This window comes from Paenibacillus sp. PL2-23 (assembly GCF_040834005.1).
In the GTDB taxonomy this organism is placed as follows: Bacteria; Bacillota; Bacilli; order Paenibacillales; family Paenibacillaceae; genus Pristimantibacillus.
Map to the genome: position 1 here is coordinate 4,972,723 of NZ_CP162129.1, position 19,226 is coordinate 4,991,948.

Annotated in this window: 18 protein-coding genes and 3 pseudogenes; 12 read left to right on the forward strand and 9 right to left on the reverse strand. The window is 45.7% G+C overall.

Translation table 11 applies throughout. From position 1 onward, the window contains the following. Positions 1-152: 152 nt before the first annotated feature. Both AB1S56_RS22000 and AB1S56_RS22005 read right to left on the reverse strand, forming a co-directional pair. Entirely contained in the window at positions 153-1,169 is a 1,017-nt protein-coding gene (locus AB1S56_RS22000; protein WP_340873340.1) for a LacI family DNA-binding transcriptional regulator, read from the reverse strand. A gap of 346 nt (positions 1,170-1,515) precedes the next feature. Then, the gene (locus AB1S56_RS22005; protein WP_340873361.1) at positions 1,516-2,496 is read right to left on the reverse strand and encodes a diaminopimelate dehydrogenase; all 981 of its coding nucleotides are present in this window, start codon (positions 2,494-2,496) and stop codon (positions 1,516-1,518) included. A 452-nt stretch (positions 2,497-2,948) separates the two neighbouring features. On the opposite strand from AB1S56_RS22005, the pseudogene AB1S56_RS22010 reads away from it, so the two are divergent. Both AB1S56_RS22010 and AB1S56_RS22015 read left to right on the forward strand, forming a co-directional pair. Beyond that, positions 2,949-3,260, forward strand: a pseudogene (locus AB1S56_RS22010) (arsenic resistance protein); the annotation flags it as partial. Positions 3,261-3,265: 5 nt separating this feature from the next. Continuing rightward, positions 3,266-3,820: a hypothetical protein gene (locus AB1S56_RS22015; RefSeq protein WP_340873339.1), complete on the forward strand. Its 555-nt coding sequence runs from the start codon at positions 3,266-3,268 to the stop codon at positions 3,818-3,820. A gap of 6 nt (positions 3,821-3,826) precedes the next feature. On the opposite strand, the gene AB1S56_RS22020 is transcribed toward AB1S56_RS22015, so the two are convergent. Beyond that, complete coding sequence (locus AB1S56_RS22020; RefSeq protein WP_340873338.1) at positions 3,827-4,552, reverse strand: RNA polymerase sigma factor; 726 nt, start codon at positions 4,550-4,552, stop codon at positions 3,827-3,829. 165 nt (positions 4,553-4,717) lie between these two features. On the opposite strand from AB1S56_RS22020, the gene clpP reads away from it, so the two are divergent. Then, positions 4,718-5,305: an ATP-dependent Clp endopeptidase proteolytic subunit ClpP gene (gene clpP, locus AB1S56_RS22025; protein WP_340873337.1), complete on the forward strand. Its 588-nt coding sequence runs from the start codon at positions 4,718-4,720 to the stop codon at positions 5,303-5,305. 121 nt (positions 5,306-5,426) lie between these two features. After that, a pseudogene (locus AB1S56_RS22030) lies at positions 5,427-6,236 on the forward strand (decaprenyl-phosphate phosphoribosyltransferase); the annotation flags it as partial. Between the two features lie 143 nt (positions 6,237-6,379). Here the strand turns inward: AB1S56_RS22030 and AB1S56_RS22035 are convergent. Then, positions 6,380-7,852, reverse strand: coding sequence for a transposase (locus tag AB1S56_RS22035; protein WP_340873802.1), 1,473 nt, complete (start codon positions 7,850-7,852; stop codon positions 6,380-6,382). 236 nt (positions 7,853-8,088) lie between these two features. Between AB1S56_RS22035 and AB1S56_RS22040 the strand changes: the two are divergent. The 6 genes and pseudogenes from AB1S56_RS22040 to AB1S56_RS22065 all read left to right on the forward strand — a co-directional run. Further along, positions 8,089-8,202, forward strand: a pseudogene (locus AB1S56_RS22040) (decaprenyl-phosphate phosphoribosyltransferase); the annotation flags it as partial. Positions 8,203-8,219: 17 nt separating this feature from the next. Continuing rightward, the gene (locus AB1S56_RS22045; protein WP_340873838.1) at positions 8,220-8,549 is read left to right on the forward strand and encodes an EamA/RhaT family transporter; all 330 of its coding nucleotides are present in this window, start codon (positions 8,220-8,222) and stop codon (positions 8,547-8,549) included. Between the two features lie 271 nt (positions 8,550-8,820). Next, positions 8,821-10,158: an IS1380 family transposase gene (locus tag AB1S56_RS22050; protein ID WP_340873812.1), complete on the forward strand. Its 1,338-nt coding sequence runs from the start codon at positions 8,821-8,823 to the stop codon at positions 10,156-10,158. 396 nt (positions 10,159-10,554) lie between these two features. Then, positions 10,555-11,835: a DUF6080 domain-containing protein gene (locus AB1S56_RS22055; RefSeq protein ID WP_340873698.1), complete on the forward strand. Its 1,281-nt coding sequence runs from the start codon at positions 10,555-10,557 to the stop codon at positions 11,833-11,835. Positions 11,836-12,079: 244 nt separating this feature from the next. Next, positions 12,080-12,553, forward strand: a complete 474-nt coding sequence (locus AB1S56_RS22060; protein WP_340873701.1) for an ArsI/CadI family heavy metal resistance metalloenzyme — start codon at positions 12,080-12,082, stop codon at positions 12,551-12,553. 13 nt (positions 12,554-12,566) lie between these two features. Further along, positions 12,567-12,998, forward strand: a complete 432-nt coding sequence (locus AB1S56_RS22065; RefSeq protein ID WP_340873702.1) for a dual specificity protein phosphatase family protein — start codon at positions 12,567-12,569, stop codon at positions 12,996-12,998. 68 nt (positions 12,999-13,066) lie between these two features. On the opposite strand, the gene AB1S56_RS22070 is transcribed toward AB1S56_RS22065, so the two are convergent. Both AB1S56_RS22070 and AB1S56_RS22075 read right to left on the reverse strand, forming a co-directional pair. Next, positions 13,067-13,345: a hypothetical protein gene (locus tag AB1S56_RS22070; protein ID WP_340873703.1), complete on the reverse strand. Its 279-nt coding sequence runs from the start codon at positions 13,343-13,345 to the stop codon at positions 13,067-13,069. Positions 13,346-13,424: 79 nt separating this feature from the next. Beyond that, the gene (locus tag AB1S56_RS22075) at positions 13,425-13,964 is read right to left on the reverse strand and encodes a YkvA family protein (RefSeq protein ID WP_340873704.1); all 540 of its coding nucleotides are present in this window, start codon (positions 13,962-13,964) and stop codon (positions 13,425-13,427) included. Positions 13,965-14,087: 123 nt separating this feature from the next. Here AB1S56_RS22075 and AB1S56_RS22080 point away from each other — a divergent pair, with 123 nt between their 5' ends. Then, entirely contained in the window at positions 14,088-14,513 is a 426-nt protein-coding gene (locus AB1S56_RS22080; RefSeq protein WP_340873705.1) for an RNA polymerase sigma factor, read from the forward strand. Further along, positions 14,483-14,950, forward strand: coding sequence for a hypothetical protein (locus AB1S56_RS22085; protein ID WP_340873707.1), 468 nt, complete (start codon positions 14,483-14,485; stop codon positions 14,948-14,950). Before AB1S56_RS22080 ends, AB1S56_RS22085 begins: the two co-directional genes overlap by 31 nt. 310 nt (positions 14,951-15,260) lie before the next feature. Here AB1S56_RS22085 and AB1S56_RS22090 read toward each other — a convergent pair whose 3' ends face one another. From AB1S56_RS22090 to istA, 3 genes are all read right to left on the reverse strand, one after another. After that, entirely contained in the window at positions 15,261-16,058 is a 798-nt protein-coding gene (locus AB1S56_RS22090) for a hypothetical protein (RefSeq protein ID WP_340873708.1), read from the reverse strand. 531 nt (positions 16,059-16,589) lie between these two features. After that, positions 16,590-17,342 carry an IS21-like element helper ATPase IstB gene (istB, locus tag AB1S56_RS22095; protein ID WP_340873709.1) on the reverse strand — a complete coding sequence of 251 codons (753 nt, stop codon included), beginning with the start codon at positions 17,340-17,342 and terminating at the stop codon, positions 16,590-16,592. Between the two features lie 118 nt (positions 17,343-17,460). Next, a complete protein-coding gene (gene istA / locus AB1S56_RS22100; protein WP_340873710.1) occupies positions 17,461-18,789 on the reverse strand; it encodes an IS21 family transposase in 1,329 nt (442 codons plus the stop codon). Positions 18,790-19,226 lie beyond the last annotated feature (437 nt).

Consider the following 19,226-nt stretch of genomic DNA (forward strand, 5'->3'; position numbering starts at 1 on the left):
TAGAGTAACACCTGCTGAAATCGTTTTCAATGCTTTTTTTACTTTGGTATAGCTTTTTCACACATAGCAACAAAGCAACCGCTGCGAATCCCATTCGAAGCGGTTGCCTTTACTGCCGTAAAGCGTTTATTGCTGCCAATAATTCTTGTCTTCTATACATTTAGAACCTTGAAATCGGAGGAACCTCGAATCAATAATTCTGAATCAACCTTAAAGACACGTTGATTGACAAATTGATTTTCATTAATCTGATCAATGATTTTCTCCACCAGCAAAGCACCCATCGTATATTTAGGCTGATTAACTGTACTTAGCTGCGGAGAAATATACTTGCTAATTCTATTGTTATCTACTCCTACGATTGCCAATTGCTCCGGTATCATAATATGGAGCTCTGCACAGGCCTTATAAACCCCGAGAGCCATTTCATCGTTCGCTGAATAAATCGCGGTAAAGGATAGTTTTTTTTCAACCATTCTTTTAAATGCGTGATAACCGCCCGTTTCATTAAAGTCTCCATTTTCAATAAGCTCCGGACGAAACGGGATATTATGCTCACGCAGCGCCTTCATGTAACCTTCCAAACGCTCATAGCTGTCAATCGCATCGGGGTAGCCGCTTAAGTAAGCAATATTCCGGTGCCCTCTTTCAATAAGATGTTCCAGGGCTTGCTTGGAAAACTTCACATTATCCGTAAAGCTGCATGGCACGTTCGGATGATCCAGATATCTGCCAATCAAACCTATCACAAAACCTTTATTCACATATTCCTTAATCGTTTCATCTGACAGCATAGGTGTAATCAGAATCATGGCATCTACCGTTCGATTCAGCAATAATTCCAAATACCCCAGCTCTTTTTCCTTTTGATTTTGTGCATCGCAAATAATTACTTTGTATTTTCTCGAATAAGCCATATTCTCTATGCCTTTTACGATTTCTGCATAGTAGGACACATTAATGTCAGAGACAATAACACCTATCGTCATCGTTTTTTGAGACCTCAAGTATTTGGCCGTCGCGTTCGGATGGTAGCTCATTTGTTCAATGGCTTCCTTCACTTTACGCTTTGTACTTTCAGCCACTAACGAACTATCATTTAATACTCTTGAGACTGTAGCAGGAGATACACCTGCCATCTTCGCTACGTCTTTAATTTTTGTATCCATATCCCTCTACCTTCTAACTGTTGAAGTCACTTTCTTTGGTATTGGTGACCTGTTTGTAAATCGATTTCATTGGTTGCTAGTTCATTATATTATCTATTCAGAAAAACAATCAAGTCTAAACCGGTGAATACATTCCCTTTCACCCTGGCTTGAAAGCCACGAATTCACAATTTGTTATCGCAAAAAAACAAAAAACCTCTCGTCCCTAGTCATCAGCAGTATGCTGTCATGACCAGGGAGTCGAAAGGATGATGTTTCGTCGTACCATTCTGATGTATAAGAAGCTTTAGAATTTGAACCCACGAGGCAGGCAGACCTTGTCTGCAACACTGTACCCCATGCCATTTTACAGCAACTCGCGGCGGAGCTCCTCGGGTGATTTGGGAGATAAATAAGAGAATGGCACGTCGAATACCGTTTTAGCGCCGCTTAGCCCCTCGTTGCTCATGCGGTTAGCCGCTCTCGCGTAAGCGACCAAGACACTTGCCGTAAATTCGGGATTGCTCTCCAGCTTAAGCCCAAACTCGATAATTTGCTTTGTGCCAGCTCCCGTGATGCCGCTGCGGATGACAAAGCCTCCATGCGGCATGCCTTGGTGCTCGGCTTGCATTTGCTCCTCCGTGATGAACGTAACCGTTGTGTCGTAATCGGAGAAGTAGTTCGGCATCGATACAATTGTCTCTCGGATAGCTTCCTGATCAGCGCCTTCCTCAGCCACTACAAAGCACTCGCGCAAATGCTTCTCGCGTGTCGCCAAATCAGGTGTTTCGCCTGTCCGAATTCGCTCGATGACCGACTGTACGGGAACCGTGTACTGGACGCCTGCCTTCACGCCAGGAACGCGGCGAATCGCATCCGAGTGGCCTTGGCTGACGCCCTTGCCCCAGAACGTATAGTCCGTTCCTTCCGGCAGAATCGCTTGGGCTAACAATCGATTCAATGAGAACAAGCCTGGATCCCAGCCAGTGGAAATAATGCTTAATTTCCCGTTTTGCTTCGCTACAGCGTGCACCTGGTCATAAAACTCCGGAATCTTCGCATGAGTGTCGAAGCTGTCGACCGTATTGAACATGCTGGTCATGAAGGGTGTTTGCTCTGGAAGGTCCGTCGCCGAGCCTCCGCATAGAATCATAACATCTATCTTGCCTATATATTGCTCAGCAGCCGAGATATGCTCGAACTTCACTTCGCCCGTCGCCAGCTGCTCCGGCTCTCTGCGAGTGAAGACAGCCACAAGCTCCATGTCTGGATTCTGTTTAATCGCTTTTTCGACACCTTTGCCAAGGTTGCCGTAGCCGACGATGCCTACCTTCATCATTCCTAATATCCTCCTATTATCAAGGCGAATCGATCCTATAAAAGTTATCCGATTATACCCATTATCGCCCTGGTTTCTTCTTCAACTTCTATTTATATTATAGAATGAAATGGAAAAACGCAATCAAATATTTGCGTTTTCTCATCAATAACTTATCTAACATGATAGATTACTATACATTTCATCATTACTATATGGTTGAAATAATAACATTAAGAGTTAACATTATTAACGTGTTAGAAATCTGCACCATTTTTTCAACCTTGACGATCGGCAAACGTATGACTACCATGGAATAGGGATTGTAAAGATAGGAGAAGAACACAGCATGTTCACTAGGGTGACGCTTGAGCAAAATCAAATTTGGCTTTATCTCGTCATATTAATACTGGCAGCTGGACTTGGTTTATTGACCCCAAATGCTATGACGCCATTAGATAACCACATTCTGATATCTGCCGTTATCGCTTAAGGTGGTTCCGATCTATGCCGCATTCATGATCATCATGCCGTTCATTGCTCGCGTAATTGTAAAAGGCTTCCGGCTGGACATAGCGTCAGGACGGGCTGTGATATTCAGTGCAGGGACACGTAATTCTCTGGTGGTGCTGCCTCTCGCCCTAGCCTTGCCTGATCCTTGGAGCACATTAGTTGCAGCCATTATCGTAACGCAAACGATTGTCGAGCTTGCAGGAGAACTCCTATATATTCACTTGATCCCTAACACGATTCTACGAGATAAGCTTAATACTCATATTCCACGTCAGGAGTAGATCTCATGATAACCGTCTTCATTATTGGCTGTGAAATAGCCTTCTGGGTGCTTGTGCTTGCAGGCCTGGCCACCCGCTATCTGCTTCGCCTTCCCAAGCTTGGCGCCGCTCTTCTCTTTCTTACGCCGGTCGTCGATCTATTCCTCATCGTCGCAACGGTAATCGACCTTCAGAACGGCACCACCGCAACAATTATGCATGGCATATCCGCGATCTATATCGGCGTATCCATCGCGTACGGTCATAGAATGATTAAGTGGGCCGACATCCGGTTTGCACACCGCTACGCAGGCGGACCCGCTCCGATCCCCAATCCGAAGCATGGCCCCCAGCACGCAGCCTATGAGCGCCGTATGTGGCTCCATCATCTGCTGGCCTGGGTCATTGGCGGCATTGTGCTGGTTGGCATGATTCAGTATGTCGACGACGCTTCACGTACCGAGAGCTTGCTCAGCATCCTGCGTATCTGGTCTGTCGTTATCGTCATCGACTTCTTGTACAGCTTCAGCTTCACCCTCTGGCCCAAGAAGGAGAAAGATAACGCCTCTATCCTGCCGTAACCGCCGTTATGCGGACATGCTTAGCGACATATGCGGCTGCTGCCCAGTCGACGGGCTGTCGATCGAGCGCACGCTTGAGCTATAGGTCCCAACTGCGGATACATGATCGAACGAATGCCTATACATTCGTTCGATTAATGCTTCAGCATCGCCCTCCTCGTAGGCTTCCACAAGCTCCCTCAGCAGCTGCTGCTCTACCATTCCATGAGGCATATATACATCCTCTGATTCCAATTCAGCCCTGATTGCACATAGGGACTGACGCGCCCGATACAAGGCCGCCTTGATCGCGCCCTCCGTCGTATTCATCAGCTCCGCCGTCTCCGCAATGGAATAACCAAGTCCTTCCCGCAGGACGAATACCGTCCTTTGCAGAGGGGGACAATGGTTCAACAGACTCTGAAAGATACGCTCCAGCTCCAGACTACCGCCCTCCAATTGAACCTCATCCGGGAGAAACCGAGAAAGCCGATCTAACAAGGCGGATTGTCTGCGGCAATGATCGATCCAGCTGTTTTTGGCAATTCGCAGCAGGAAGGCTTCCACATTCTGATGTCCGCACTCTCGCAGGATGCGCAGCGCCTTCAGCCAGACGGTCTGGGCAAGATCGTCCGCATCCCATTCCGAACCAGTCAACGACAAACAGTATCGGTACAATATATCCTGCCAGACCTCCAGGCATTGCCTATCCTGCCAATCACACGCGTTTTTCTCCGTTGAATGAAGCTCCATCCTCCATCCCCCTCCCAACCTACAATCCTCTTTGATAAGTAAACGAATACGTGCCGGCAAAAGATACGCCGAAGCCCTCGATTTATTTTACACTGCTGCCGTATCCTTCTCCCCCAGCCATTCGTCTTCGGAGTGAAAGTCATCTGAATATATGGAGGTTATATCATGACTATACCTATTCCTTATGTTGTTGAGCAATCTACTCGCGGAGAAAGGTCTTACGATATTTATTCACGGCTGCTGAAGGATCGGATCATCTTCATCGGCTCAGAGATCGACGACACGCTCGCGAACAGCGTGATGGCCCAGCTGCTGTTCCTGACGGCTGAGGATCCCGACAAGGACATTCATATGTATATTAACAGTCCGGGAGGCTCTGTAACTGCCGGCTTCGCCATCTTCGATACGATGCAATATGTAAAGCCGCCAATCCATACAATCTGTACCGGCTTCGCCGCCTCCTTCGCAGCCATCCTCTTGCTGGCCGGAGCAAAGGGCAAGCGTTACTCCCTGCCAAACAGTGAAATTATGATTCACCAGCCGCATGGTGGCGCCCGCGGTCAGGCCAGCGATATTGCTATTAGCGCCAAACGGATTCTAGGATTGAGGGAAAAGGTAAACCGGATAGCAGCGGAGCGAACGGGCCAGCCCATTGAACGAATTGAAAAGGATATGGACCGTGATTGCTTCCTAACAGCGGAAGAGGCCGTTGAATACGGGATTATCGATAAGGTTATTGTTTCTTTAAAATAACTTGACGATTGGCATCTGTATGACTACCATGGAATAGGGAATTCACCCTCTTATAGGAATTTATTTTACAGACTCATCCAACTCGAATTCAACTTCAATTATTACAGGAGGGGCACAGGATATGCAATTATTAAAATCTACTCTCACGAAAAGTGAACCTCGTACAACAAATTCTAATACTCTAGTGCTCTTATTCATTCAACTGAGACCTAAGCAATGGACTAAAAACCTTCTCATATTCTCTGCGCTCTTATTTTCCTATGAAACTATGAGTATCGTGACCCTATTCAACACCATAATAGGCTTTATACTGTTCAGCTTCATATCTGGATGCGTATATATTCTGAACGACTATGCGGATAGAGAAACCGACCGATGTCACCCAGTAAAAAAATTTCGCCCAATGGCGTCTGGTGCTTTAAACCCCAGATTGGCATTGATCTTTGGTTCCATTCTGTTATTCGTTTCATTGCTAGGATCGTATTTCATTAATCCGCTGTTCACCTTGCTGCTGACTGCCTACTTAATGATGAACCTGCTTTACTCATTCAAGCTGAAGCATGTGGTTATTGTAGATATTATGATCATTGCAGCCGGATTCGTAATGCGAGCCATAGCGGGCGGTCTTGTCATTCATGTCCCGTTAACGCCGTGGTTCCTATTGTGTACAATGTTGCTCTCTTTATTTCTCGCGATCGGCAAACGTAGACATGAGCTGTCTCTACTTGAGAACGATAGCCATACACACCGCAAAGTACTGGATCGATATTCGTTTGCCTTACTCGATCAGTTGATCAGCATTGTCACCGCCGCAACCATTATCAGTTATTCCCTGTTTACATTCACATCTGGTCGAACGATCCATTTAATGTGGACCATTCCGTTAGTGATCTATGGGGTCTTTAGATATTTGTACTTAATTCACATTGAAATAGCCTCTCGGAATTAGAGCCTGGCTGAAAAGGAGAAAGCGGGAGTACAAGAGTTTTGTTTCTGGAAAATATGGATAATGAAAACCAGTTTTCAAAAAAAGACAGACCTCACCAATTTAGGCGGAGCGCATTTTTAAAAAAATTAAACGACTGTAGGGCAAATGGTAGCTTTCAGCTTGTCCCATTCATCTTTCTGGCTCACATACCAGGCATCCATGTGCTGACAGATCATAATGGCGTAGATGCGTATGTACCACATCATCGTCGAGCGGTGCCGACCGGATTCGAGCTTGTAATCGATCTTCTCCCGCTTGTTGGAACGCTCAATGGATGTGCGGCGTTTGTAAATCAACTTCCACTTTTCCGACCCACGAGCGGTTCTGGGGAACAGGCGAAGATTATCGCTGCTGTATGTATGGTACGTCCGCCCGTATTTGGCATCGGAGCACCCGCAGGCTACAGAGCATCTCCACTTGCGACGATTCTGGGATTTGTCAAAGCCGTTTGGCTTCATTTCGTTGCCTTTCGGACAGATCGGAATACCTGTTGGAGCAATCTGAATGTCGCTTTCCGTCGCCGTATTCTTCTTGCTACGGTTGTTGAGATCGATGAATGGCTCGATGTTTTGGTGATCCAGAAGCATGTAAATCGCCTCAGCATCATGAGCGGCATCAAGCAATATCTTATCGATGACGCCAAGGTTGAAACGTTGCTTGCATTCCATCATACTCATAACTAGACTGACAGCGTCATGCCGGGAAGCAGGCTGCAGTCTAGGGTACAAAGGCAAGTCGTATTTACTATCAGCTGCTGACATCATGTAGAGATGGTATCCGTTATAATACTTCTCTCTGGCGCTGTCCCAGCCCGAGTCGCAATCGGGCTGGGAGTAAATACGAGGATGGTTACAACCTATCATACCTTTGGCATAACAATCGCAAGTGGATTTGCTTCTTGGATAGGCAGAGGTGACGATGGGTGTTCCATCACCGGCAGCACTGAGCGCTGAAAGATCACCAAGCAATCCCAGATTCGCCGATACGCTGAGGATCTGTGACTGGAAGAATTCGAATAAGGGATCGGCAGGCAAGGCTGTTCTCTTATCTGCATGACGCATCATCCATGTGACGAGACGTTTCACTCTACCCGGTGTAGCCGTAGGTGCTTTCTCTCCTTTCTTCCCTTTCTTCGGTTTACTCTTGCGTTTGGGTTGCTTCATCGGTTTCAGATTTTTGTCTACCGCAGGCCAGAGGCGCCTGAAGAAATCATAGAAGGTCCCGACGCCAGGAAGATCGTCAAAGTCGAAGCCGCAAAGTATGGCATAGATAGGTGTCCGCTTCAAGACATTCACACATTCGGTTAATCCCTTTTCAGGGTTGGTCATGAGGAACAAGAGAAAGGATCGAAACATAGATGCTGGATCTCGAGGTTCGGGGCCTCGATCAGAATAAGCGTCTCGAAGAAACGTCGTGATGGGGGAAAGATCAGTCATCCATAGTTTTGCAAGAAGCGGCCAGTCCTTATTGATGATGACGATACCGGGTCCAACATGAGTACGAAGTTGCTTAAGAACAAAGCCTTGGTAGTCCGCATGCGGAACAAAAATAGGTTTCATGAGAAGTCCTCCAATCGCGATTAATGGGTTAAAAAACAAACCCTTACAACGCGATTTTGGAAAAATGGAGAATTTGTCAAGTCTTTTTCGAAGAAAATGACCAAATATTCCTAGAATATTTCCCATAATGAAAAAAGGAATTATATGAAAAAATCCCCCTACGAAGTAGGAGGAGAGTAAGTTTGGTGGTACGAGGAAACCCTTGTCCCATCTGCCTCGGCGAATACCGAGAGGCTATTGAACACAAAGGAGGGGCGCCTGACCGCGTATTAGTGGAGGATAAACACATTCTAACCACGGTGGTTATGTATGTGGTTAGTGTGATATTTATTCTCGCATTCTTTGAATAAATGGTGGAGGCTACGTCATGCTTTTAGCGAATAACCCTCATGCGGGGAAGCTGCTCATGCTCGGTTCAGCACTATTAACGGCTACTGGACAGCTGTTTTGGAAATGGGGCCATGACCATCTCCTTTACATGATTCCGGGATTCTTATGTTACGGGACTGGCGCAATATTGATGATTCGAGCTTTCGCCATTGAAAAACTTTCTGTCTGCTATCCTTTAATGTGCACCAGTTACATCTTTGCACTCGCCTATGGCAGCCTGTTTCTAGGAGAAACCTTTACCATTCAGAAAGCGGCCGCTGTCGTATTACTGGGGATTGGAGTGACTCTAACATCCTATGATAAGTAACGCATTTCATTTCCTTCTTCTCCTGGCGATGACCCTTAGCGGTGCTTTTGGCGCCGCATTCTTGAAGCTATTTGCCATGCACAGGAAAATGCTTTATGTGTTAGCTGGCCTCATGTTTTACGGGCTGGGAGCCTTGCTCAACATCTATCTATTACCTGAATCCGTGATACAAAGTTTATAAAAACCGAGATATTTAAAGGAAAATGCATCTCTGAAGTCGAAAATTAAAGATAATCGCTTATTATCTACTTTCACCAACGAGGTGCTGAATATGAAGATCCAATTCACCCAATCTAAGGAAATCCTCTTAACAACGCATGCAGGCTTGGCTGCGGTCGGTGCGCTGCTTTCCCATACACAGTTGTCTCAGCGTCTTAATCGCTCAGCCGTTAAAGGAATGGAGAATCCGATCCACGGGAACGGCGAAGTCATGAAAAGCTATCTTGGTCTGCTCTGCCAAGGTAAAAGCGATTTCGACCACATCGAGCCTTTTCGCAAAGATACGGTGTTTCAAACATGCCTGGGTATTCGCAAAGTGCCTTCAAGCCCTACGCTCCGTCAGCGACTGGATGCCGCTGCACAAACAATAGATGCCAATTGGAATGACATTCTGTTGCAGGAATCTGCCGACCTCATCCGAAACCTCAATGCCCCGGTAACTGGACTTGACGCAGGCGAGCATACGGTCATACCGCTGGACATTGACGTTTCGCCGTTCGATAACTCCGGCACGAAAAAAGAAGGTGTCTCCCTCACGTACAAAGGAACATTTGGATATGCCCCCATCTTTGCCTATTTGGGCCGAGAAGGGTATGGCGTAAATCTTCAATTGCGTGAAGGTAGTACACACAGCCAGAAAGATGGTGCTGATTTCCTTCGGGAAACGATTCATTACGCTCGTCGCATTACAAGTGATCGTCTACTCGTCCGTATGGATTCTGCTCACGATAGTCTTGAAAACTTGCAAGTTTGCCACGCGGAGAAAGATGTTGACTACATCATTAAAGTCAATCTTCGCGGCGCTTCCAAAGAAAGCTGGCTGCGAGTAGCCGAAGACAAAGGGATATCTTGTGAGCAACGCCCTGGGAAGACCACCTACATCGGCGCGATTACATTTCCACAGAAAGACTTCGATTGTAACCTGCGTCAAGTGTTCCAAGTCATCGTGCGTACGATCGATCGGGATGGGCAGGTGCTCATGTTTCCAGATGTGGAAGTGAACGTTTACTGGACATCTCTGACTTGCTCGCCATGGCGTGTCATTGAGCTTTATCGCGATCATGGCACAAGCGAGCAATTTCATAGTGAGCTTAAGACCGATCTAGATTTGGAGCGATTGCCGGCAGGCAAGTTCGATACGAATGAGCTAGTCCTGCACGCTGGCGTATTCGCCTATAACCTGCTTCGCATCATGGGACAAGAAAGCTTACGTCAAGATGATGCACCGATTCGTGGAGGCGTCGGGCGCCGTCGTATCCGAACTGTCATTCAGAACATCATCTACATCGCAGCTAGAGTCAGCCGCCATGCCCGACAAACGTCCTTCAATTTCGGCCGTTACAGTCCATGGTTCCAAACCGTTCGTCGAATCTACCAGGCATTTGCCTGATTATTGTGAATGAAACGCAAGCACAGCCACCAGTCGCCTCCCCCCTGTAAAAAAGGAGGTTTATTTCGCATGCCTTGCTTCCTGTGAAAAGCGCTTCTTGTTTGAATCCGAAGATGGGAATGTTGTAAGATACACAATCTTCTACGCCTGTTTTCCAAAATACGGACTGCCTAGGAGGTAGGGGACCTAAGCTGTCACGGATTCAGGTATTATCCATACTCCCATATACTGTTGTATTACCCGCTAACGCCATCACTTTTATATGGGCTTTGCTATTGGCTAAATGGATGTTCCATGAATCAATTGGAGGCTATAAAGTAGTCGGAATTATTTTCATTATTGTTGGAGTTATCGTGTTGCTTGTATGATCGTCAATTTATAAGGAAATGGTGGAGCATGATGAGTTTCGGGAAATTTCTGTTTAAGGAAAAACAAAATAATTATTGTGCGCTTGGGCTTTTCATCGCCTTTTTTTTATTTTATGTGGTTATTAATTATCCCTATATCCTGTATATGGAGCGGCATAGCTCTGAATTAATAATACATAGCCCTTTTTACGGCGTGCCCTTTACCCTGAATCTTTTTAACTTTGATCCTTCTATCTACTACGGTTTTGGGAACGCGTCCATTATTCACCCCTTTCTCAATTTCCTAGCGGGATCATTAACTTACTTGTCCGAGTATTTGTCAGGCCATTTATTTTTTCTCATTATCCACTCTGTGATAAATGCCGGCAGTGTCGTCATGATCTATTACTATTTGCAAAAAACAGAGACGGGACATATCATTTCTTTGCTGTTTGCTTCATTTTTCGGCATAAGCTCCTATACAATCTTCACAGCGCTTATACCAGATTCCTATCCCTATGCACAGTTTGTCATTTTGCTGTCCGTTGTCTATCTGCTCTACTGCAGAATGGAAGACCGTTCCCCTCTGATTCCAACAGCACTTCTAGCCATCACTAATTTTGGCATTACGTCAACCAATATTGTGCCGTTTGCAGGGGCATTATGGATTAATATGTTCCAAAAGCGAGGTTACAAATTTATCACTACATTGCTGTTAATTGCGGTCTATTTTTTAATTGGCGTCGCTGCACTTACATGCCTGCAAACTTTAATCGGTTCCTCCTGGATTCAGAACTGGCTGCAAAGCTTGCACAATGGCGGATTCCAATACACGGCTCCGTTCTCCTTCAGTCAGCATTGGAAAGCAATCTATATGTTAGTCATCAGTCCAGTATTGACACCAGACATTGTTCTAATTGATCCAGGGATTGTTGCCTTTGCGACCGATCTTCTAAGCCCCTACCCGCTTTATGTTACAGTGATTGGTGCGGCTGTCCTTCTGATGGCTGCTCTGGGCTTTGTCCGAAACCGCAGAACCAGAGAACCTTGGGTGCTTGCGCCCTTTCTCCTATTCGCGTTCGGTCTGCATATCGTGATTGGATACGGTCTGGCTGTTTTCAAATATGATCTATTCCTGTATGCGGGCCATTACTTGTTTGTCTTCTTCCTGCTCAGCGCAAGATTCATTGCCACACTTAAGCACACGCTGACCAGAAAAATCTTGATCGGCATCATACTGGTATTCGTATTAACGACTGCAACGCACAATATCATCAAGCATGGAGCAGCTCTAAATGAAATAAAGGAGTCTTACCGCTTATTGATGTAGATAAACTGGAGAGCAGCTTGCCGTCGGCAGGCTGCTCCTTATAATTTTGAACAATTGTGATTGGTTGTTGTAGGGTGGGCGCAGGGTGAAAGCATGGTTTATATATAAGTATTCACTAATATTATTGTTTACTTATATAATGAAATTTATATATAATACTAATGATCAGAGTCGTACCACACCACCCATGTCAGGCAACACTTAACCATACTCGCACAATCAAAATAAAGGAGGATACACATATATGTCGATTAAACGAATGCACGTTGCTCTCAACTGCTCCGATCTTGAAACTTCACTCACTTTTTACCGCAGCTTTTTCGGGTCCGAACCGACCAAGGTCAAAGAAAATTACGCTAAATTTGAACTCGAGCATCCTGCGCTTCATTTTTCCTTAAACGTAAGGCCCTTTGAAAAATCAGGTGTACTTAATCACTTAGGATTCCAAGTCGATAACACCGAAGATGTACTGGCAATGGGAGATCGTCTCCGCCAGGCCAATCTATTGACGATTGACGAAATGAACACCACTTGCTGCTATGCCGTACAGGACAAGGTTTGGGTGTATGATCCGGACGGCAATGCTTGGGAGATCTTCTACACCAAGGAGGATTCCGAATTTGAATCAGCCGGCGAAGCAAGAGATTTATCTCTTTGCTGTGCTCCGCCTGCAGCTGGACCAATAGCCGTTGAATTTTCATCCTTCAAACAAAAATAAGGGGTGCAATAACATGCAAAAGAACTATCATAGCCTCGTGGAAGATAAAATCTTTTTCGGTGGGGCTGCTGATGTCGAGGATATGTTTAAACATGAGGGTATTGAAGTTGTTGTAGATTTAAGAGGTGAAGCAACCGAATGCGCGTATCCAAACGAGAATTTAAAGTGGATTCAGGTGCCGCTCGGGGACAATGCAGATGGTCCGCAAGATCAACTATTTAAACAAGCCATAGAACAGGTGGTAGAGGCGTACAAGCTTGGTAAGAAAGTGGGATTCCATTGTGGCGGCGGCAGCGGGAGAACCGGTGTTGTTGCAGTCGGAACGTTGATTGAGTTGGGAAAAAGCCAAACCATTGACGAGGCGGAAGCTCTAGCAAAGTCTATCCGACCAAAAGTGAATATCAAGCCTCCACAACGTGAGGCGTTAGGAAAACTTTATAAGTAAAACTAAGCAAAGCGGAGAGCTTAATGGGCTCTCCGCTTTCTTGCCGCCGGCAGGCTGCTCCTTGTAGATTATTGTTCTTGGAATTGCATTTCGGAGCCTGTAATTTTGAAGCCTTCTTCATCCTTCGTAATTACCTTAATGTAGTGGTTGTTGGCATTAATAATCCATACGGTATTTTCATCTATTCGCACTGTGGAGATCGGCTCCTCTGTCGGAACATGGGGAATCCCCGAAACATGAATTGTATTTTGGCCCCTCATTATTGACGTCACACTATTAACGGCCCATATAGTTAACCATGTAATCCATATCATAATGACAATAGCAAAAACCTTGTTATTAACCATTTGGTCAGTTCCTCCCTCCATTGAACAGTAATTTTCTTAGCATCTCAATCTTGGAAAAACTAGGCGTAATATAATTTCTTCACTTAGCAAACCAATCTTCAGCTTGTTGTCTATGCTCATCCGTAATATGAATGCTAATCACTTTAAACGCCGTCCAGAAAGCGGCGGCATCATCTGTATAACCTAAACCCAATACAATATCTGGCATAAGGTCGAATGGAAGCACAATGTAGGCAAGAGCACCAAAGGCAGTCATTTTTGCTGATACCGGTGTCTTGCTATCTATTGCACAAAAATACATTGCTAATGCGTCTTTGGCAAATGGAATCTTCGAGGCATGCTTCTTCAGTTTTTTCAAAAAGCCCTCTTTCACATATTGTTCTTGCTTGTCGCTCCCACCTATTTTTGAAGTCCATTCATTTACATCGACCTTGTCCTCTTGAGGGAACTCACCATCCATCTCAAGCGCTGATGCTAATTGTTCATTTGATTTGTATGTTACGAATGTCTCTTCATCAGTAAATTTAGCTTTACAAGTCCCACATATTTCTTGAGAAAGCTTCTGTGTATCAACATTATTTAATTGACCGCAAGCAGGACATTCCAATGTTTTAAGCATTTTATCGTTCCCCCTTTTTATCAATGGTTCATACTCATTCGACATCTTTCCGTTTTTTTCCTTCACTTTTCGTTATCCTACGAATTTCAAAATTTATGGTCCTAAGGGGAACCTTTTGATGAAATGGAGCCGAAACATGATGTGGCGGACGATATCACCCAGGATACTTTTATTCGAGCATTTCGTTCACTTACATCCTTTCGAAGTGAGAGTACGATTAAGACTTGGCTACTCAAAATCGCAAGGGACGCATGCATCAATCATAAGAAATCCGCTTTTATCCGAAAAATGGTTTTGATTGATTTTATACAGGACACCAAATCCGCTCCATCGGCAGAATTAGACTATTTTAATACGCAGTTCACCAATCAAGTATGGGAAATTGTTTTTAAACTGTCCCTAAAGAAAAGAGAAGTGATTGTATTAGATGCATATTATGAGATGCCAATCGCTTCAATTGCTGAATTTCTAGCTGTACCTGTAGGAACTGTAAAGTCTAGAGTACGGAGGTATGGTTTATGGCAAATCCAGAATGGTATCGTCAGCTAAAAAGTGATCCACTTCAACATGAACCGAAGCCAACAGAAGGGAATATCAATAGGATTGTAAACGAGGTACTTGTAATGAAAAGAGGGAATCGATTGTTCCTGACATCGCTTGTGTCATGTGTTGTTGTGGGGGTAATTATGTTTGTGATATGGCTCTTACCTCCGGATATAAATCATCAGGCAGCAGCTCCAAACATTGATCAGGCACTTGTTAATGTCATCAATGAAAAACATAAATTCATGGCGTTTGAGGTCGATGAAATTATTCATAAAGAATTCACCAAAGATGGAATTCTCGTCTTTTATTCAAGGGAGTATGACACAGATTACGAAAACAAAAAACGGTCAATTCATCTGGTTCCTAACCTGCCCGATTACTATGGAAAGTCACCTTCAAGTTCAGGCAAGGGATGTCAACGGGAATGTTATTTCGAATAATAATATACAAATCAATGCTAATCAATGATGTAGTGTTGAAGGAATCAGAACCACGGGCCAATATTCAAGCAAGTGAAGAGGCTATCTAGGAGATAGCCCGCTCTTTTATTCCCAGCTTCTCCCGCCTGTTGTACCAATACTGAAAAGGTTGCAAAGATATCGCATTACCTTGATATGGCTATGGATCGCGCCTCATGTTTGTTTTCGCCGTGTCCTGCACCGAATATATTTAAAACAACTATGCCGATATTAGATTTCTCTTCTTCAGCCTCTTCCATTCTTTCAACTGCTTCCTTCCATTCGCAAAGTATTATGGGTGTTCAAGATTTGAAAAGTTAAACATAGGCACTAAATTCGGCTTATCTCTATAGTCACGAAAATCATGACCATATTCCACGAAAGCTGCTGTTCCAAGATGGTTCTTTACCTTTTCTCGAATTTCTTTTGGGATAGCCTTATATACATCTTCTTGAAGTTGTATTGAAATAAAATCTTCGCCAATCTCCTCAATATTAAAACATGGTGTTGCCAAAATACGCTCTTTACTAAACAAATCAATATAGGGGCGCCCAAAAATAGCCTTCCATTGCAATTCTGGAGCGATTATCGTTAAATCAACTGCCTCTCTTTTCTCGGGAATAGAGAGGTTTGATATGTTTGCATACACAGGTTTACATATTCGAATTAGTTTTTTGCAATTCGTCCATAATATCCCCATATTCTCTTCATTTTTGAAATAATCTAATGACATACTCATAGACAATAAATTAAAACTTGTGACATTTCCCTTTCCCCATATCACTTGAAAACTACATTTGAACCCAGAATTTTTTTTCATAAGAATAGATCCACCATAAAAACTGTTTTCCTGAAGAACTCCTTTATCTATGTTATCCTTATTCAACCAAACTGACACTAGATCACTAAAGTCTTTGGAATTCACTTTATTTTTTAATGGTTCTTCAGTATCGAACTTTTGAGGAGCATAATCTCTTCCAAATGCTTTTATTGAATCCAAAACTTCTTTTGCTAGCACCTCATCCTCAAAGTCCTCTAGACTAAATAATTCAAAGTTTATGAATGGGAACGTTGGTATTATTTCGTACATGGATAGTATCCTTCCTTTCGTGAAGTACGCTAAGGAGGAGAGGAGATCTCATCTCCTCCAAACGTACTTTTAATACATTTAATTCACTTTAATTAGTGTTACCGTAACGTGATCGTTTCGTGCTCGAGCAAGTAAAGTTTCACTTAGTCTAGTCGTATTTTGAAGGCATCCTCCGAAATGATGGAGCTCGCCTGCAAATCTTTGCCTCGCAGCTACTTCAGAAGCCCAAGCTGCATGCCGATGAAACGGGATGCCGCGTGGACTGTATTTCGTCAAGCAAAATTACCCCAAAAAATCGTGCATTTTTACCCATCATGAGCATGGGTATTTTTTTGCCCGTGAACCTTAAAAATCGGGTCTAGTCAGCTCCTCGTAAAGAGCTAGATTCCCCTGTTGAAGTGCATCCCGTTCCCTCGTTAGCCTTTGAATTTCTTCGCGTAATCGTTCAACCGCAGCTTCCATCTCTGCGATCCCGTTTCGGGAGTCAGCTTGCTGTTTCGTTATATTGTTCACTCGTATCATTCTCCTTGTTTAGCGCTCTTTCATCAGCGCGTTCTTCATCCGGTAGCTCTCGCCTTCAAAAATCAGCAGATGCCCATGGTGGGCAAGACGGTCAATCATGGCAGCGGCCATCTGGTCATCGGTGAACACCGAACCCCACTTAGAAAACTCCAAATTGGTCGTAATGACAAGGCTGCGACTCTCGTAGCTATCTGCGATGACGCGGAACAATAATTGGGAGCCCTCCTTGTCTACGGGGATGTAGCCCCATTCATCGAGAACAAGAAGCTGTGCGCGCTGAATGTCCGCTAATAGCCTCTCCAGCGTGCCGCCGCGTTTCGCCTCTGCAAGACGCATCACGAGCTCCGCAACCGTATAAAACTTGGCGACCATCCCGAGTTCGCAAGCACGCAGTCCCGCTGCGATCGCAAGGTGCGTCTTGCCAGTACCGACAGGCCCGTAGAGGACGAGATTTCGCTTCGCCTGGATGAATGTCCCGTCTTCCAGGTCACTCCATTGTAGGGAGCCCGGCAGCTTCACGCCTCTTCGCTCGTATCCTTCAAGTGTCTTGTAGACCGGGAACCCCGCTCGGCTCATTAGCCGACTGCGGCGGCTGCGCTCCCGGTTCTCCATCTCTTCCGCAAGCACGCGGTGTAGAAACTCCTCTTGTTTCGGTGTGGCTTCGGCCTCGCATAACTCGACAGCACGCTGGCTCAATACGAGCTTCTTGCAGAATGCAGAGATTTCGCTGCGCACAGCGGCGCGTTCCTTCACCATACTCATAGCTGTACGCCTCCGCTCGGCTCTAGCATCTGGTCATAGATGGATAAATCCACGCCACTGCTATCCTCCGGCTCGAACGTCGCTAACCGTGCAGCTAGCACCATGCTGTTCGCGCTGGTCAACCGTCCGAGTTGCGTCGCCTCATCCATTGCTTGCAGTGCGTATCAAAGCCATAGCGGCTAGACAAATCCTGCATGGTCCGCAGGGCTTCTTTCAACTCCGCACGCTCGAGCGCATCCATGCCAACACGTAGTTGCTCGGGCACGGCATCGCGAAGCAGACTGTTGCGCCATGCGCCAGGACTGTGCAACAGACGATTAATGGTCGTCCGTACATCCACGCTGTCCGTTCGCTGCTTACCATACATGCGCGCATGCACGCTAATGACTTCACCGCTGGGCGTAAGCGGCTCTATGGTATGGGCACCGATTCGCACTACGACCTCTTTACCGGCCCACTCTGGCGATGAAGAGTAGAAGTGCTTGCCGTCCAACAGAAACTTGCCATACCCGTCCGTCTTTACGCGGAGATACCGGCAAACGGGGAAGGGCTTCGGCAAGTACAACAGCGCCTTCTTGTCTTCCTCAAAAAGGACGGTCAGCGCTTCGCCTTTCTTGTAATGCTCCCGCTGCCAATCCGCTTCGCAGCGCTCGAGTAGTTCCATGTTGAACGCCTGGATGTCTGTCACCGTTGGGACAGGCACGAACAGGTTCCTGCGCATGTAGCCGACCTTGTTCTCAACGTTTCCTTTCTCATGACCGGCATCTGGATTACAAAACGTCACGTCAAAGCCGCAATGTGCTTTAAAGCGTAGGAACAGCTCTGCCATCCGTACGTTGTCTTTCACGCGCCTACCGACACCGCTGGCGTTGTCGAAGATGAGCCGCCCCGGTATGCCACCGATTCGTGTGAAGATGTCCTGCAGACCGTGAGCCACGCATTCTGCGGTCTCGCCGCCGAACAACTGCACGTAACCGGCATTGCTGTGCGGGAAGCTGACGCAGAGGAATTTATGAGGCTTGAGTTCTCCGAATGCATCGTAGAAGTCCGCTTCGCCAAAGTCCACTTGTGCTTCGCCAGGCGGCCATGACAACTCATTTGTTCCTTCCTGATGACGGTATTCCCGAAGCTGTTTGACGTACCGTTGGACGAGCGCGTAGGAGGCATCGTACTCCGGAAGTTCCTTCAGCCGATCATGAATGCGCTTTGCAGTATGCCGCTGCTTGTATCGATGTTTGCGATCTTCTTCCAACCATTCTCTGATAGTCGGTTTGAACGGATCTAGCTTTGAAGGCAGTTCTTCTTTTGCGCGCGGCGCACGTTCCGGCATCACCTCAGCGTTCATGTACTTGCTCACCGTCTTCCGTGTAATGTTAAGCCGCTCTGCGATCTCCACCGGCCCCAAGCCCTTCCCCCGCAATTCATGGATAAGCTCCACTTGCTCCATCCTCAACATCTCCCCGTTAGCACCCCTCAACATCTATCTAGCAGAAGGGTACTCTATTCTCTGAAAATCGTCTATTTTTACCGCGATGAAATGGGGTATTTTTGCACGATTTTTTGGGGTAAATGGCTTTGATTATTTGGGGTATTTTTATATTACGTTATACAGTGGACGGTAAGACGCAATGGATGCATGTGATTTCCGATGAACTCTTCACGTTGCTTAACTTCCATGCCAAGCACTGAAACGAAGCCATAGATGCCATAGGCTTTTTACCGCAATACACCGGCACGGTCGTTGATGACTTTATGCTGGGGTATTTCAAGGACAAGTATGACTTCAATCATGCGCTTTGTAATGTGCATCTGCTCCGGGAATGCCGGGCAGTAACCAAAATAATAGCTAAAATACTAATATACTATGTACTTCCTTATGAAGCT

What these genes read in the sequence shown, in the direction of transcription:
- AB1S56_RS22000 (WP_340873340.1), bottom strand. Translation starts at nt 1,169, where the DNA reads ATGGATACAAAAATTAAAGACGTAGCGAAGATGGCAGGTGTATCTCCT.
- AB1S56_RS22015 (WP_340873339.1), top strand. Translation starts at nt 3,266, where the DNA reads ATGATAACCGTCTTCATTATTGGCTGTGAAATAGCCTTCTGGGTGCTT.
- AB1S56_RS22020 (WP_340873338.1), bottom strand. Translation starts at nt 4,552, where the DNA reads ATGGAGCTTCATTCAACGGAGAAAAACGCGTGTGATTGGCAGGATAGG.
- clpP (WP_340873337.1), top strand. Translation starts at nt 4,718, where the DNA reads ATGACTATACCTATTCCTTATGTTGTTGAGCAATCTACTCGCGGAGAA.
- AB1S56_RS22035 (WP_340873802.1), bottom strand. Translation starts at nt 7,852, where the DNA reads ATGAAACCTATTTTTGTTCCGCATGCGGACTACCAAGGCTTTGTTCTT.
- AB1S56_RS22045 (WP_340873838.1), top strand. Translation starts at nt 8,220, where the DNA reads ATGCTTTTAGCGAATAACCCTCATGCGGGGAAGCTGCTCATGCTCGGT.
- AB1S56_RS22050 (WP_340873812.1), top strand. Translation starts at nt 8,821, where the DNA reads ATGAAGATCCAATTCACCCAATCTAAGGAAATCCTCTTAACAACGCAT.
- AB1S56_RS22055 (WP_340873698.1), top strand. Translation starts at nt 10,555, where the DNA reads ATGATGAGTTTCGGGAAATTTCTGTTTAAGGAAAAACAAAATAATTAT.
- AB1S56_RS22060 (WP_340873701.1), top strand. Translation starts at nt 12,080, where the DNA reads ATGTCGATTAAACGAATGCACGTTGCTCTCAACTGCTCCGATCTTGAA.
- AB1S56_RS22065 (WP_340873702.1), top strand. Translation starts at nt 12,567, where the DNA reads ATGCAAAAGAACTATCATAGCCTCGTGGAAGATAAAATCTTTTTCGGT.
- AB1S56_RS22070 (WP_340873703.1), bottom strand. Translation starts at nt 13,345, where the DNA reads ATGGTTAATAACAAGGTTTTTGCTATTGTCATTATGATATGGATTACA.
- AB1S56_RS22075 (WP_340873704.1), bottom strand. Translation starts at nt 13,964, where the DNA reads ATGCTTAAAACATTGGAATGTCCTGCTTGCGGTCAATTAAATAATGTT.
- AB1S56_RS22080 (WP_340873705.1), top strand. Translation starts at nt 14,088, where the DNA reads ATGGAGCCGAAACATGATGTGGCGGACGATATCACCCAGGATACTTTT.
- AB1S56_RS22085 (WP_340873707.1), top strand. Translation starts at nt 14,483, where the DNA reads ATGGCAAATCCAGAATGGTATCGTCAGCTAAAAAGTGATCCACTTCAA.
- AB1S56_RS22090 (WP_340873708.1), bottom strand. Translation starts at nt 16,058, where the DNA reads ATGTACGAAATAATACCAACGTTCCCATTCATAAACTTTGAATTATTT.
- istB (WP_340873709.1), bottom strand. Translation starts at nt 17,342, where the DNA reads ATGAGTATGGTGAAGGAACGCGCCGCTGTGCGCAGCGAAATCTCTGCA.
- istA (WP_340873710.1), bottom strand. Translation starts at nt 18,789, where the DNA reads ATGGAGCAAGTGGAGCTTATCCATGAATTGCGGGGGAAGGGCTTGGGG.